Genomic DNA, 16702 nt, shown 5'->3' on the forward strand with positions numbered 1-16702 from the left:
GCTCCCTTCATGCCGCCGCATTCAAATGCCCGCCCAGGGCCCGAACCACGCCCGCCCACTCACCGGGCGTGTTCTGGCTGAAGATCCTCAGGCCCGGATACCAGGGGCTGTCCTCGCGCGGCGCCATCCAGCGCCAGCAGGCGTCAAATCGCGACAGCATCCAGGCCGGGCGGCCCAAGCTGCCCGCGAGGTGAACGCAGGCCGTGTCCACACTCACCACGCCGTCCAGGCAACTCATCAGCGCGGCCGTTTCGCCGAAATCCGTGAGGTGGTGGCTCCAGTCCACGATGCAGCCCTGCCACGCCGAGGTCGCGATGTCGGCCGCCGCCGGGCCCAGTTGCAGGCTGTGCCACTGCACGCCGCGCACCGACAGCAAAGGCTCCAGGTCGGCCAGGCTCATGTTGCGGCGCTGCGCCATCGTCTGCGCATCGGAGCCGCTCCAGACCAGGCCCAGTTGCCGCACCGCACGGCCGCGGACTGTTCCTCTGGCGGTGCGCGGCATGGACGCGAAACAAAAGCGCGTCATGCGCTCATGCCACACGTCTATGCGCTCCTGGCTCGCGGCCAGCGGCGCCGGCGGCGGCAGTTGCTCCAGCCTGCAGCCCAGGTGCAGCGGCAGGCTCAGCAAGGGCACGTGCACGTCATGGCCCTGCACCCGCCCCGGCACCGCGTCTTCCGCCGGCATCAATGCGATGCGCTCGCGCGCCGCCATGCCGGCCAGCACCGGGTGCAGGGCGCGGCGGCACACCAGCAGCAAACCCGCTTGCGGGTACGCGGCCCGCAACGGCGGCAAAAAGCGCGCGAACTGCATCGCATCGCCCAAACCCTGCTCGGCCCAGACCAGCAAAATGCGCTCACCCAGTTCGTCACCCGCCCAGGGCGTGCCGTAGTCGCGCCAGCTGCCCTGGGCTTGCGACACCTTCCAGCGCCATTCATGCGCCGGCCAGCCGGCCTCAAAGTCACCCTCGGCCAGCAAGCCCAGCGCGCGGCTGAACTGCGACTCCGCGTACGCCGGGTCGGCCTCGCACGCGGCCTCCACCAAGGGCCTGGCGGCCGGCCAGCGCGATTCTTCGAGCGCCACCGCGCCCAGCGCCGTGTAAACCCGCGCCTGTGCCGCGCTGTCACCGGTCGCCAGCGCGATGTCGAGTTCGGGCTGCCACAGCATGCGCGCCTCGGCAAAGCGATATTGCGCGCGCAGCATGCCGGCCAGCTGGCGCAGCACCGCCTCCCTGTCCGTGGCGCCCAGCGCCAGGGCCTTGCGATAAGCCTGCTCGGCGCGCTCGCTCAGGTCGGGCCGGCGCGGTTGGTCCAAGGCCGAGCCCAGGTTGAACCAGTCGTCCGCGCCGCCTTCGCCGCTTTCGCCGCCCAGCGCCGCAGCCAAAGCCAGCACCTTCTCGAATGCCGCCTGGGCCTGGGCCGGCCGGTTGCCCTGGAAGGCCAGCGCACCGGCCAGCCGCCAGGCCTGCACCGACTCCGGCTGCGCCGCCAGCGCCTGCTGCACCAGGCGCTCGCAATCGGCCCAGCGTTTGTCGCCATAGGCGCGGTTGGCCGCGCGCAGCGGTGCGTCGGCCGGCGAAGACGAAAGAGCTGGCGCGTCGTTCACGTCAGACCACCGTGGTCGACAGCAAGGTGTTGATCAGCAGCGTCAGCGTATGCCCGCCGTGCTGGTACTGGTACACGTCGTAGGTTGAACCGCCTATGCTCACGTCGTTGGCCATGGCATTGCCGTTGGCGTGCGCCACTACGTCATAAGTAACGCCATCCACGTCCGTCAGGTTGCCCGTTCCCGGCGCCGGCGTGCTGAGCGTCTTGCCCAGGGCCTGCAGGTTCAGGATGTCGCTCGCATTGCCGGTGATGCGCAGCGTGTCCGCCACCGTGTTGCCGCTGGTGAATTCGAGCACGTCTTGCAAGCTCAGGTTAACGGTCTGGTTGCCCGTGGCCGTCATGTCAATGATCTCAAAACCCTTGACAAGGTTGCCCACTGAAGCCGTGGTGCTGAAGTTATACGCCGTCGTGTTGGTACCGAGTTTCAAGGTGTCAACGCCCGCGCCGCCTATGTACTGCGCGCCATTGACCAGGAACAGGGCTGCGGTATTGGTATTGAGCGTGTCATTTCCGTCACCCAGGTTGATCACCGTGTTGACGGTGGACGCTGTTGCCCCTATGGTCACCACGTCGTTCAGGTCGCCGGTGTCCAGAATGCTGCCGCCCAGGTAGCTGCCGCTGGCCGTGCCTATGGTCAGGGTGTCAGCCACACCGGTTGCCATGGCCTGGGCGTCGTCGTCCAGCACCGTGGTGGTGGCGTTCGCCGTTCCGGTGGTGAAGCCGCTGTCGGTGGCGATCTGCGCGATGATGGTTTCGCTGCGCTCGGCGCTTGCGTCACTGGTCAAGGCCACGGTCACCACCTTGGTCACTTCGCCCACGCCCCAGCTCAGGGTCTGCCCGGCAACCGCGGTGAAGTCCCCGCCTGCGCCTGCACCTGCGGTGGCGGTGCCGGTTCCAAGCGTATGGAAATAGCTGGTGCTGGCAATCGCGAGGTCACCGCTTCGCGTGATGGTATAGGCGGCTACACCGGTGGATTCATAGGGCGTCCCCGTGGTGGCAATCGCATAAGTGTTCACGCCGGCCGCGGTGTCGTTGTCCAGGATGGACAGGTCGGCTGTGGCCGTTCCCACGGTGAAGCCGCTGTCGGTGGCGATTTGCCCGGTGATCGTCTCCGTGGCCTCGGTGGCCGCATCGCTCAGCAGCGTGACCTGCACCATTTTGCGGGCCTCCCCCGCCGCCCAGCTCAGCGTCTGCGTCGTGACGGCCGTGTAGTCATTGCCCACCCCTGCCGCGGCTGTGCCGCCGTTGGTGCGGAAGTAGGTGACCGCACCCGCGCTCAGGTCGCCGCTGCGTGTGATGGTCCAGCCCCCCACACCCAGATCCTCGTAAGCGTTGGCGAGGGCGGCAATCGCGTAGGTGGCCGTAGCCGCGGTTTCCGCGTCGCTCAAGGTCACCGTGGCGGTGGGCGTGGTGATCGCACCGCCCGAGGCATTGCGCAAGCCCACGATCAGGGTCTCGCTGCCCTCGACCAGGGCGTCGGGCAGCAGGTTCACCGCCACCGTCTTGGTGGTTTCGCCCGCGGCGAAGCTCAGGGTGGCCGGGCTCAGGGCGGTGTAGTCCGCGCCCGAGGCGGCCGTGCCGCCCGCGACGTAGTACTCAATCGTTTGCGCCGCGGCCAGGTTGCCGCTGCGGGTGACGACGTAGACCGCGCGCGGGTCGTCCTCGCTCAGGCTGGCCTGGCTTGCCGCAATGCTGAACAGGCTGCGCGTCTGGTCGCTGGCGGCGATGCTGGGGGAGGCTGAGGCGGTCACGATGGTGCCCGTGTCGGCATTGGCAATCACCCCCGTCATGAATTCAGCGACTTCAGCCAGGCTGTCATTGAGGATGGGCACCAGGACGGTTTTGCTCATCTCACCGGCTGCGAACACCAGCGACCAGGTCTGCGTCGTGAAGTCCGCACCCGCCATGGCCTGGGCCGTGGTCGTCGCCGCGTTCACGCCCATGCCCACGTAAAGGTTGATGTTGGCCATGGCACTGGCGCCGGTGCGGCTGATGGTGTAAACGGCGAAACCATTGCTTTCTTCAACCGAGCTGATGCCAGCGGCCACACTCCACAGGGACTGGTCGTCATCCGCGATCGTTCCAGTGATGGCTCCCGAGCCCAGAATGCCCGTGGTGGGGTTGCTGATGATCGCAGTCACGGTCTCGTTCAGTTCACCCACGGTGTCTGCGGTCACCGCCACGGTGACGGTTTTACTGAGTTCCCCGGCGGCAAAACTCAGGGTCGTCAGGCCCGGATTGGTGAAATCGCTGTTCGAATCGGCCGTTCCGCCGACGACCAGGAATTCGATGCTGGCGCCAGCCGCGCCGCTGCTACGGCTCACGGTGTAAGTCATGAAACCCGCGCTTTCGCTCACGGTACCGGGGCCGGCGAGTGTCCAGGTGCTCGTGTCGTCGTCGGAAATGACGAGGCCGGCGCTGGCCGTCGTGATCTTGCCCGCGCTGGCCTCGCTGAGCATGCCATTGAACTGCTCGTTGCCCTCGGCCACGCCATCGCTGGCGATCGCCACGCGAACAGCCTTTTGCGACTCGCCGGCGGCAAAGCTCAGGGTCTGGACCGACGCGGTGTAGTCCGCGCCCGCCGTCGCGGTGCTGCTGCCCGTGCTGAAGACGATGGTGGCCGCGGCCTCCGAATTGCCGGCTCGGGTCACCAGGAAATACCCCGACCCCCACGACTCATAGTTGCCCGCGATCGCCGCCACCCGCCAGTCGGACTGGTCGTCGTCGAAGACGCTGACGCTATCGGTTGCCGTGAGGATGGTGCCGCTGGTCGCGTCATGGATGACACCGAAAATGGTTTCTTCGCCCTCGGGCACACTGTCGTTGAGCAGGTCGACAATCACCACCTTGTGCATCTCGCCCTGGGCAAAGTGCAGGGTCTGGTTGGGGATGGCGGTGTAGTCGCTGCCCGCCGTGGCGGTGCCGCCCACGGTCGAGAACACAATGTCGGCGCTGCCGGCCGCGCCGGTGCGGCTGACGACGAAACTGATCACGCCATTGGCCGTCTCGACGGGGCCGGCACTGCCGTTGTCACTGACCGACCAGATCGACTGGTCGTCGTCGTTGAGGGTGATGGTGGTGCTGGCCGTCGCGATGGCGCCGCCGATGCTGGCGTTGCTGATCTGGCCAACAACCGTCTCGTTCAGCTCGGCAAGGCCGTCGTTGGTGACCTGCACCAGCACGGTTTTTTTGCTTTCGCCGGCGGCAAAGCTCAAAACCTGATGGTTCAGGGCCGTGTAGTCGACGCCCGCCGTGGCGGTGCCGCCGGCGGTGGAAAATTCGATGGTGGCCGCGTCCATCAAGCCGGTGCGGCTGACGCTGAAACTGATGAAACCCGAGCCTTCGGCGCTGACCGCGTTGTCGGTATTGGCATCCGCGGGCCCCACGATCCAGGTGGACCTGTCGTTGTCGACCACGGTGCCGACCTGACGGGCAGTGGAAAACACCGGGCGCCCCAGGTCGGAAGCGAGCAGTATTACGTTGACGGTTTCATTGGCCTCGGGTTCCGTGTCGTCGTTGATGTTCAGCAGCACGATCTTGCTCAGCTCGCCCTCGGCAAAGTTCAAGGTCTGGAAGACCGGAACCGGGCTGAAGTCGGCACCGGAACCCGTGCGCGAATACCCCATCACCACGGTTGCCGCCACGGGATCCAGGCCGCCGGTGCGCTGAACCACATAAGCCAGCGTGCCCGATGACTCATTCACGCGGCCGGACGCCAGCGGTTCGGCCCGCCAGTTGACGCCATCGTTGTCGCTGATCAGGGCGTTGATGAAGGGCGTGAGAATTTCGCCGCTGCTGGCGCCGTATAACTCCATATAGAAGGTCTCGCGCGACTCGAGCAGCGTGTCTTCGGCGATGGGGATCAGGATGGTTTTGCTGGTCTCGCCCGCGGCAAAACTCAGCGTTGTCCTGAGGGGGGTGTAGTCCACTCCCGGCAAGGTTGTGTAAGTGGACTCGGTGGTGAACCCAATGGTCTCGGCGGTACCGGTGGCGCCGCTGCGGCTGACGATCACCGTGTAGAAGCCGTCGCCTTCCTTGCCCGACGATGCGCTCGCGAAACTCCACAGCGACTGGTCGTTGTCCACGATGGTGGCGCTGGCGGCCTGGGTCACGATGTTGCCGCCGGTGCTGGCGTCACTGATGACCCCCAGCACGGTTCTTTCGCCCTGCGCCAGGGCATCGTCACGCAAGGCCACCGTGACCGTCTTGCTCATTTCGCCGACGGCGAAATTCAAGGTTTGGTCCGTGCTGGTGTAGTCGCCGCTGCTGCCGTTGCCGCCCGTGGCGGAGCCGCCGGCGGTGGTAAAGCGGATGCTGGCAGCGCCGCCTGTACCGGTGCGGCTGACGGTGTAGGTCAAAAAGCCCGCGCCTTCGTTCACACTGCCGGGGCCGGCGATGCTCCAGTTGGACTGGTCGTTGTCCTGGATGGTGACGGTGGCCTCGTTTGCGCTGGAGCCTCCGATACTGGTACCGGCAATGATCAGGGACAGCGTTTCATCACTTTCGGCCGCCGCATCGTCCGTGATGGCCACCGTGACGGTTTTGCTCATTTCGCCGGCCGCGAAGCTCAGGGTTTGCGTGGACAGAACATAATCAACGCCCGAGCCGATGGCCGTTCCCTGCGCCACCAGCTGTACGGTGGCGGTACCGGTGCTGCCGGTGCGGCTCACGGTATAGGTCGCGGCGCCCGCGCCTTCGCTGACCGTGCTTGCCGCGGCATCGACGCGCCACACCGCCTGGTCGTTATCCTGGATGGTGACGTTCGCCGTCGCCGTGGCGATGGTGCCGCTTTCGGCGTCGCTGATGCCGACGCTCAAACCCTCCCCATCCTCTTTCACCGTGTCATCGATCACGGACACATACACGGTTTTGATCATCTCGCCGGCATTGAAGCTCAAGACCAGGTCGGTGACGGGCACATAGTCTGTCGCGGAATCGGCACCGTTCGACGAACCTGATCCCCGCGTGCTGAACTTGATGGTGGCTTGCGGAGCCGCACCCGTACGGCTGACCGTGTAACCCACCAGGCCCGCGCTTTCGTCCGCCGTGGTATTGGGTGCGGACACACTCCAGATCGACTGGTCGTTGTCCTGGATGGTGGCGGTGACTGTGCCCGTGGCGATGGAGCCGTGCTCCGCATTGCTGATGGCGGCCACCACGGTTTCATTGCCTTCGGCAACGGCGTCGTCGTTGATGGCCACCGTGACTGTCTTGCTCATCTCGCCGGCTGCGAAGCTCAGTGTCTGGTTGGCGATGGCCGTGTAGTCATTGCCCGCTCCCGCCGTGGCCGTGCCGCCGGCCGTAGAGAACTGGATGGTGGAGGCGTCGCTCGCGCCGGTTCTTGTCACTGTGAAGCTCAGGAAACCCGCGCCTTCGCTGACGTCGCCCGCGCTGGCCACGGCCCAGATCGACTGGTCGTTGTCCTGGATGGTGGCTGTGGCCGTGGCCGTGGCAATACTGCCGTTCTGTGCATTGCTGATGGCGGCCACCACGGTTTCATTGCCTTCGGCCACTGCGTCGTCGTTGATGGCCACCGTGACGGTCTTGCTCATCTCGCCGGCCAGAAAGCTCAGTGTCTGGTTGGCGATGGCCGTGTAGTCATTGCCGACGCCCGCCGTGGCCGTGCCGCCGGCCGTGGAGAACTCGATGGCGGAGGCGCCGCTCGCGCCGGTTCTTGTCACCGTGAAAGTGAGGAAACCCGCGCCTTCGCTGATGTTGCCCGCGCTGGCCACGCTCCAGATCGATTGGTCGTTGTCCTGGATGGTGGCGCTGGCTGTCGCTGTGTTGATGGTGCCGCTGCTGGCGTTGCTAATCGCCACGTTCACCGTTTCATTGCCTTCGGCGACTGCGTCATCGGTGACGGCTACCGTGATGGTCTTGCTGGTTTCGCCTGCGGCGAAGCTCAGGGTTTGGCTGGCGGCTGCGGTGTAGTCGGCGCCTGCCGTGGCAGTGCCGCCGGCGGTTGCAAATTGAATCGTGGCCGCTGCTGTGGCTCCGGTGCGCGTGACCGTGTAGGTCAAGAAGCCCGCGCCTTCACTGACATCACCGCTGCTGGCCACGCTCCACACCGATTGGTCGTTGTCCAGAATGGTGGCGGTGATGCTTGCCTTGCCGGTGTCGACCAGTGCGCCGGACGACGGGTTGATCAATTGCAGGTTGAAGGTCTCGTTGCCCTCGGCCGCCGCATCTTCATTGATCGTGACGGTAACGGTTTTGCTGGTCTCGCCTGCGGCAAAGCTGATCGTCTGGTTGACGATGGCGTTGTAGTCATTGCTGCCGGCGCTGCCTGGCGTTGCGGTACCGCCGGCGCTTTGCACGACCACGGTGACGGCGCTGCTGATATCCCCGCTTCGGGTGACACCGAAAGTCACCGTGCCCACGCCTTCGCTGAAAGCGACGCCGGCGGCGGCATTGTCAATGCTGATGATGGCCGCTTCGTTGTCCTGGATGGTCGCGGTGATGCTTGCTTTGGTACCGTCGATGATGGCGCCGGACGACGGGCTGCTCAATTGCAGGTTGAAGGTTTCATTGCCTTCGATGGCCGTATCTTCATTGACCGTGACGCTGACCGTCTTGCTGGTTTCACCGGCGGCGAAGCTGATCGTCTGGTTGACGGTGTTGTAGTCGTTGCTGCCAGCGCTGCCTGGCGTTGCGGTACCGCCGGTGCTTTGCACCACCACCGTGACGGCGGTGCTGGTGTCCCCGCCTCGGGTGACACCAAAAGTCACCGTTCCCACACCCTCGCTGAAGGCAACGCCGGCGGCGGCGTTGTCGATGCTGATGACGGCGGCCTCGTTGTCCTGGATGGTGGCGGTGATGCTGCCTTTGGCGGGGTCGATCAGCGCGCCGGCTGAAGCGCTGCTCAGCTGCAGGTTAAAGGTCTCGTTTCCTTCGACAGTCACATCCTCATTAACAGTGACGGTGACGGTCTTGCTGGTTTCACCTGCGGCGAAGCTGATCGTCTGGTTGACGGCGTTGTAGTCATTGGTGCCGCCCGTGCCGGGTGTGGCCGTGCCGCCGGCGCTTTGCACGACAACCGTGGTGACGCCGCTGGTGTCACCGCCGCGGCTCACGCCGAAAGTCACCGTGCCCACGCCTTCGCTGAAAGCGACGCCGGTGGCGGCGTTGTCGATGCTGATGACGGCCGCTTCATTGTCCTGGATGGTCGCGGTGATGCTGGCGCTGGCGCTGTTGATGATGGCGCCGGCCGAAGGTGAGCTGAGTTGCAGGTTGAAGGTTTCGCTGCTTTCGACCAGCGCGTCTTCATTGATCGTGACCGTGACGGTCTTGCTGGTTTCACCGGCGGCGAAGCTGAGCGTCTGGTTGACGATGGCGTTGTAGTCGTTGGTGCCGCCCGTGCCGGGTGTGGCTGTGCCACCCGTGGTTTGCACCACCACCGTGACGGCGGTGCTGGTGTCCCCGCTGCGGGTGACACCAAAAGTCACCGTGCCCACGCCTTCGCTGAAGGCGATGCCGGTGGCGGCGTTGTCGATGCTGATGACGGCGGCTTCGTTGTCCTGGATGGTGGCGGTGATGCTGGCATTGGCGCTGTCGACGATGGCGCCGGCAGAAGGCGCACTGAGCTGCAGGTTGAAGGTTTCGTTGCCTTCGACCAGCACGTCTTCATTCACCGTGACGGTGACGGTCTTGCTGGTTTCGCCGGCGGCGAAGCTGATCGTCTGGTCGACGGCGTTGTAGTCATTGCTGCCAGCGCTGCCTGGCGTTGCGGTACCACCGGTGCTTTGCACCACCACGGTGACAGCGGTGCTTGTGTCCCCGCTTCGGGTGACACCAAAGGTCACCGTACCCACGCCCTCGCTGAAGGCGATGCCGGTGGCGGCGTTGTCGAGGCTGATGATGGCCGCTTCGTTGTCCTGGATGGTTGCGGTGATACTGGCATTGGCACTGTCGACAATGGCGCCGGCAGAAGGCGCACTGAGCTGCAGATTGAAGGTTTCGTTGCCTTCGACCAGCGCGTCTTCGTTCACCGTGACGGTGACGGTCTTGCTGGTTTCACCGGCGGCGAAGCTGATCGTCTGGTCGATGGCGTTGTAGTCATTGCTGCCAGCGCTGCCTGGCGTTGCGGTACCACCGGTGCTTTGCACCACCACGGTGACAGCGGTGCTTGTGTCCCCGCTTCGGGTGACACCGAAAGTCACCGTGCCCACGCCCTCGCTGAAGGCGATGCCGGTGGCGGCGTTGTCGAGGCTGATGACGGCCGCTTCGTTGTCCTGGATGGTCGCGGTGATGCTGGCATTCGCGCTGTTGATAATGGCGCCGGCCGAGGGTGTGCTGAGTTGCAGGTTGAAGGTTTCGTTGCCTTCGACCAGCACGTCTTCATTCACCGTGACGGTGACGGTCTTGCTGGTCTCGCCGGCAGCGAAGCTGATTGTCTGATTAACGGCGTTGTAGTCGTTGCTGCCGGCGCTGCCTGGCGTTGCGGTACCGCCGCTGCTTTGCACCACCACCGTGACGGCCGTGCTGGTGTCCCCGCTACGGGTGACACCGAAGTTCACCGTGCCCACGCCTTCGCTGAAGGCGATGCCGGTGGCGGCGTTGTCGATGCTGATGACGGCGGCTTCATTGTCCTGGATGGTGGCGGTGATGCTGGCGCCGGCACTGTCGACGATGGCGCCCGCCGAGGGGCTGCTCAGTTGCAGGTTGAAGGTTTCGTTGCCTTCGACCAGCACGTCTTCATTCACCGTGACCGTGACGGTCTTGCTGGTTTCACCGGCGGCGAAGCTGATCGTCTGGTCGACGGCGTTGTAGTCGTTGCTGCCGCCTGTGCCGGGCGTGGCGGTGCCGCCCGTGCTTTGCACCACCACCGTGACGGCGGTGCTGGTGTCCCCGCCCCGGGTGACACCGAACGTCACCGTGCCCACACCCTCGCTGAAAGCAACGCCGGTGGCGGCGTTGTCGATGCCGATGATGGCGGCCTCGTTGTCCTGGATGGTGGCGGTGATGCTGGCGCTGGCGCCGTTGATGATGGCGCCGGCAGAAGGCGCACTGAGCTGCAGGTTGAAGGTTTCGTTGCCTTCGACCAGCGTGTCTTCATTCACCGTGACGGTGACCGTCTTGCTGGTTTCGCCGGCGGCGAAACTGATGGTCTGGTTAACGATGGCGTTGTAGTCGTTGCTGCCCGCGCTGCCGGGGGTGGCGGTGCCGCCCGTGGTTTGCACCACGACCGTGACGGCATTGGTCGTCAGGCCGCTGCGCGTGAGGCTGAAGGTGACGGTGCCCGCGCCTTCGCTGAAGGCCAGGCCGGCGGCGGCGCCGTCCATGCTGATGACGGCGACCTCGTTGTCCTGGATGGTGGCGGTGACGCTGGCATTGGCGGGATCGATCAGGGCGCCGGCCGAGGCGCTGCTGAGCTGCAGGCTGAAGGTCTCGTTGCCTTCGACCAGCAGGTCTTCATTGACCGTGACGGTGACGGTCTTGCTGGTCTCGCCGGCGGCAAAGCTGAGCGTCTGGTTGACGATGGCGTTGTAGTCGTTGGTGCCCCCCGTGCCGGGTGTGGCGGTGCCGCCGGTGGAGTTGACCACGACGGTGGCCGCGCCGGTGGTCAGGCCGCTGCGGTTGACGGTGAAGGTGTAAGTGCCGACCCCCTCAGAGAAGCTCACGCCCGTGGCCGTGCCGGCTATGCTGAAGAGCGCGCCTTCGTTGTCGACGATGGTGGCCACCGCGCTGGCGGTGCCCAGGATGCCGCCCGTGGGGCTGCTGAGCACCAGGCTCAGGGTCTCGTTGCCTTCGACGTTGGCGTCGTCAATGGTGGTGACGGTGACGGTTTTGCTGGTTTCACCGGCCGCGAAGCTCAAGGTGGTGGCGCCGACGCTGGTGTAGTCGCCGGGGGCGGTGGCGCTGCCGTTTTGCGTGGCGTAAACGACGGTGCCGGCGCCGCTGGTGTCGCCCGAACGGGTGACGGTGAAGACGGCATTGCCGCCTTCGGTGACCTGGTCGCTGGCGATGCTGGCGCTGTAGCTGGTGGTGGTGCTGACGGGCAGGGTGATGACGGTGGCGGGGCTGCCGAGGCCGGAGACGGATTGGGTGACGCTGACGCTGGCGGTGCCGGCCACAAAACTGGGCGTGCCGCTGGCGGGCGTGGCGGTGGCCAGGTTCAGGCTGTAGTCGCCGTTGGCGTCGGCCGTGACGGCGTAGGTAAAACTGTTGCTGGTGGCGGCGTTGTTGTCGGGGTCGATGGCGATGGTGACGCTGGCATTGGCCGAGGCTTTGCCGCTGATGACGGATTGGCCGCTGAGGTTGGGGGCGGTGCTGACGTTGACGGTGGTGACGGCCGAAGATACTCCGGGTGTTACCGTGGCCCCGTCAAAGCCGCTGACCGCGGACAGCGCAACGGAGGGATTGCCGGCAAAGGCGGTCCTGATGTTGTTCGAAAACGCCGCCCCGTCGGCAAAGACCAGCTTGTCGTTAGAGGCGCCTGTACCGGCTGCGACGATGACGCTTTCGGTATTGCCGCCCAAGGGTCGCGTAAAGACCATGGTGCTGCCGGAAATAGACTTCGTATAGCTGGCCCAATTACCGGTGAAGTAAACCAGGTCATTGCCCCCGCCCAAACTTGACGCATCAACGGTTGTGCCGGCCTTGATATAGACGGTATCAACACCGCTGCCGCCGAGAATCTTGAAGCTCATGCCTGGGCTTGCCAGGGCAAACGTTTCCCCGGTGGCATCCAGGGCCACGGCCTTCACCGTGGCATTGAGCGTCGCTGGCAGATTCGGCGCCAACGAAGTTTCACCGCTACGCACCGGCTCTGACGCCGTCCCTTTGACGAAATTAATGGTGGCCAGGGACGTCACCGTGCCATCGGCAAACACCAGCGTATCGTTCGACGGGCCGGTTCCACCAATCACTGATACCGTTTCGGTCTTCCCGCTAACGGTGCGCGTCAAGGTCAGCGTCGAGCCGCTGGCCGACTTGCCGTAATCCGCAAAATTGCCACCCAGGTATATCTTGTCGGCACCGGCGCCTGCCGAGGTGAAATCGAAGGTCATGCCGGGGTGCACAAAAACCGCGTCAACCGCGGACGACCCCAGATATTTGATCTCCTCGCCATCAAGCGTCAGTGTCCCGTAGCTGAGGGCGAAGTCGATGAAATTCGAACCGGGGGACGTCAATAAAACATATTTGGAAGTGATCGCCATGGCGTGGCTCCTGAAGTTGAGGGATAGGGCTGGAGTCGATTTGCCGATTAACCGCTAATGACGGCGTGATTGCTGGTGGCGGCCTGGAACTCTGCCAGACTGGTAAACGTCGGATTCAATCCGGGCACAGTCACATCGAGAAAGGCCTGGCCCGCTGTGGAAGCAAACTGAACCGAAGTCGGAGGGCTGCTTGTCGCCGCGTTGTACGACGACAGGGAAAAATCGTTCACCTTGGCCGCATCATTGAACTGGTCGTCAATGTAAATCGTGTCATTGGCGCCAAAACCCATGAGCGCCACCCAGTAGGTGTTCAACACCGTAATTCCGTCATAAGCGCTGCCATCTCCGCCGGCAACGTCATTGTCTTTGCCGCCCACGATGACAAAACTTCCGGTGGAAAGATCGTAAGTGGCGCCTGCCGCTGTGGCTGAGCCGGTCGGGTCGCCAACCCCCACAACATCCAGCCATTTGCTTCCCGTCGTAACGGCATCGACACCATTGGCCATCATCACGGATGTGGCGGCACCCACCAAACCGCCCGTTCCCGGTGTCACTGTCGAGAAATTCATGGCAGTCACATCGCTGACCGCAATGCTGGCTTGCCCGCTGACCGTTCCGAGAAAAGCCCCGACATCTACGGTGATGTGATAGTTGTTGGCGAGATCCAGGTCAAAAAGGAGATCAGGGTTGATGGTGATCTTGTTGCCGGTGATGGTCACCTTGCTCGTATCGCTGACGTCGATGTCGAAGCTGTGAACAGTTGACTCGCCCTGATAGCCGGTACCCACCTCATTCACGATGTGGATGAACTTTCCTCCCACCGCTGTGACGTTTTCGGAAGCCGTCAGAACAATATTGGAAGTGACGTCGAGGTTGGTGACGTTGTCGATGGTGCTGGTGATGGTGGGCGCCGTGACGGAGTTGATGACGAAGTCGTCAAACACATGGAGGTTGCCCGTGCCGCCGTCGTTGGCCGTCACCCGCACGGTCATGGTGCCGCTGGCCGGAGGGTCACCACTGAAGGTGCGGGTTCCCGCGTCAAAGCTGAGCCAGGCGGGAAGCGCGCCGCCATCGGCCAGTGTGGCCGTGTAGGTGAGCGTGTTGTTGGGTGCGGTGGTGTCAGGGTCGGCGAAGGTATTGGCCGCGAAGGTGAAGGTGTCGACCGCGCCGCCGACCAAAAAGGTCTGGTCGGGGATGGCATTGGCCACAGTGGGCGCCTCGTTCACATCGGTCAGGTTGACGGTAATGGCCTGCGTGGTGGTGTTGCCGGCCGTGTCGCTGACCTGCACGCTGAGGTCGTAGACGTGGTTGGCGCCGTTGTCGTCGGGCGCTTCGAAGTCCTTCGCACCCTGGAAGGTGAGGACACCGTCGCTGGTCATCGAGAACATGCCTGCGTCATCTCCGGTCAACGTGGTACTCCAGGTCAGGGCATTCGTATCGGTGGCCGTGAGTGTGGCCACGGCAGTACCGTTCTCGGCTGCATTGAAGGTGATGGTGCCCATCGCCGGCGCCACGGTGTCCAGAACATAGGCCTGTGAATGCACGGTGCCGGAGTTGCCTGCCGTGTCGGTGACGCGCACTTTGAGCGTGTCACTGCCCGTGAGGGTGACACCTGTCAGCGACCAGGCGTTGGAGCCCAGCGTGGTGGTGGCCGTGGTCCAGCTGGTGCCGTTGTTGATGGAAACCTCGACGATCTCGTCGGCCACCATGTTGGCGCTCAGCGTGCCGGTAATGTCTTGCGCGGCTGTCGCGGTGTTGAAGTCACCGGCCGTACCGGTGTCGGCCGAGAAGACCGTTGTGGCGATGGTGGCCGTGGGAACCATGGTATCCAGCGTGATGTCGCGCGTGGCCCCTGTGCTGGTATGGCCGGCCGCATCGGTCTGCGTGACGGTGAGCGTTTCAGGGCCCTCCCCCATGTTGGTGATGTCCGCTGCCGTGAGGGTGTAGCTCCAGGTGGTGTTGGTGACGGTGGCCGTGCGGTTGACGCCGCCCAGGTTCAGCGAGACCGTGGCGCCGGCCTCGTTGGTGCCGGTAATGACGCCCGCCTGTTCGCCGGCGTTGACGACGTCGTCGGTGGCAACCATGTCGATGGCGGCCGCTGCCGGGGTTGTGGTGTCTATGGTGATGGTCAACCCGCTGGAAGCAACGCTGACGTTGCCGGCGGCGTCGGTGGCTTTGGCGGTAATGGTGTGCGCGCCTTCGATGAGCGTGTTGCTCACGATGGAATAGGTGCCGCCGGCGGTGGCCGTGCCGGTGCCCAGCACCGTGGTGCCGTCGGTGTCGTACAGCGTCACCGTGGAATTGGCTTCCGCCGTGCCGGTGATGGTGGGGGCGGTGATGCTGGTGATGTTGTCGGTGTTGGAGCCACCGCTGTCGCTGCCGGCGTCCAGATCCGGCATGCCCGGCGCGGTTGGGACGATGGTGTCATAGGCCTGGGCCGCAGCTTTCTGGGCGATGGTGGCCGTCATGGTGCTGTGGTGGCCGATGCCGCCTGTACCCGAATTGACGGTGACGCCGACGTCGGCGCCTTCCGCATTGGCCGTGGGCGTGACGACCAGGGTGTAAACCATGGCGGTGACCGCGGTGAAGGTGCTTTTGGTGCCGTTGGTGACGGTGATGTCGGCCGCGTCGAACCCGGTGACGGCGTCGCTGAAAGTGAAGGTATAGGTCACCGCATCTGTGGCGGTGCCGCCCTCGCTGTCGGTGATGGTCAAGGTGGGGTTGTTCACCAGGGTGACGGCGGCGGTGTTGACGCCGGCCTCGAAGTTGGCGGCGCCGGTGATCAGCAAATTATTGAGGGCGGTTTGCCGCGCAACGGGATCGACTGTGTTGATGGCGGCCAGGAAGGCCGCCAGGGTGGCGCCAATACTGCCGCCGGGGGCGTGGTCATAACCGTCGAACTTGGCCAGCAGTTGCCCGTAGATTTCAGCCGCGCTGAGGCCGTTGCCTTCGTTGTAGTCGGCGCTGAGCACCGTGGTGACGGCGCCCAGGATGTCGGTCACCCCCAGCGTGGCGCCGACCAGGGTATTGGTGGCGGCCACGGTGGCGGCGGAGGCCGTGGCGGCGTTGGTGGTGATACCCATTTTTTGAACGGCGAGGTCGGTAATGGGGCTGACGGTGATGCTTTGGGCGGAGCCCGTGGCCAAAAAGGCGGCGCGCAGCGGGGTGCTGCCCAGGCTCGTGCCCCCGCCTGCCGCGTCGGCGGTTTCGCTGCGGAAGTCGGCTGCGTTGCCGTTGGCATCGGTGAGTGAGATCAGCAACGGCTGCCCGGCATAGGTGACGGGGATGTTGGCGGTGACCTTGCCGTTGGCGTCGGTGACGCCTGAGACGACCACGTTGCCTTGCGCGTCGTAGATCTTGTAGTTGAGCGCGGCGGTGACGGGGCCGGCGACCGCGGCGATGCTGACGGCGAAGGTGCTCACGGTGGGAGGCACCACGACAGCCGCGGCACCGCCACCACCGCCGATGGCCGCCAGGCCCAGCCCGCCGCCGGCAATGGGAAGCCATCCCGTGCTGCTTGCAGTGGCGGTGCCGGACCCGCCAGCCGCCGTGGCTGCTTCCGCAGGCGCGGCGGCTTCGGTGGCGTTGGCGGCGACCACATCGTATGACGAGTCGGCCGACGATTCGGCGTTCTGGTCGTCCTCCGATTCGCCGAGGCGCTTTTTACGCAGGAGCTTGTCGGCGGATTGCCGCGCCTGGCTGGCGGCGGCTTCCTGTTCCATCTGGATGGCGGCGGCGGCGTTGGGTGGCGGCGCCTTGCTTGCCGTCGCTGGCTTGGGGGCAGGTTTGTCGGTGGCAGCGCCTTGCTGCACAACTGCCTGCGGCACGACGGTTTGCGCGGCGGCGACGGTGACCGGCAGGTTTTCTGCATGGACCGGGTTTGTATTGGCAACAGTGTTGTTGGCGGCTTGGTGGGGCATCTGGTTCATGGCAGGTCT

Annotated in this window: 3 protein-coding genes; all 3 read right to left on the reverse strand. The window is 64.8% G+C overall.

Annotated elements, in window-relative coordinates; all coding sequences use genetic code 11:
- Window positions 1-7 precede the first annotated feature (7 nt).
- Genes ACLV8F_RS08780 through ACLV8F_RS08790 form a run of 3 tightly spaced genes read right to left on the reverse strand, consistent with a single transcriptional unit; the run spans window position 8 to window position 16693 of the window.
- The gene (locus ACLV8F_RS08780; protein ID WP_411883851.1) at window positions 8-1603 is read right to left on the reverse strand and encodes a tetratricopeptide repeat protein; all 1596 of its coding nucleotides are present in this window, start codon (window positions 1601-1603) and stop codon (window positions 8-10) included.
- Between the two features lies 1 nt (window position 1604).
- Complete coding sequence (locus tag ACLV8F_RS08785; protein WP_411883852.1) at window positions 1605-12764, reverse strand: beta strand repeat-containing protein; 11160 nt, start codon at window positions 12762-12764, stop codon at window positions 1605-1607.
- 47 nt (window positions 12765-12811) lie between these two features.
- A complete protein-coding gene (locus tag ACLV8F_RS08790) occupies window positions 12812-16693 on the reverse strand; it encodes a beta strand repeat-containing protein (RefSeq protein WP_411883853.1) in 3882 nt (1293 codons plus the stop codon).
- Between the last annotated feature and the right edge of the window lie 9 nt (window positions 16694-16702).

Source organism: Polaromonas sp. YR568 (assembly GCF_943369675.1).
Taxonomy (GTDB): Bacteria; Pseudomonadota; Gammaproteobacteria; order Burkholderiales; family Burkholderiaceae_C; genus Polaromonas.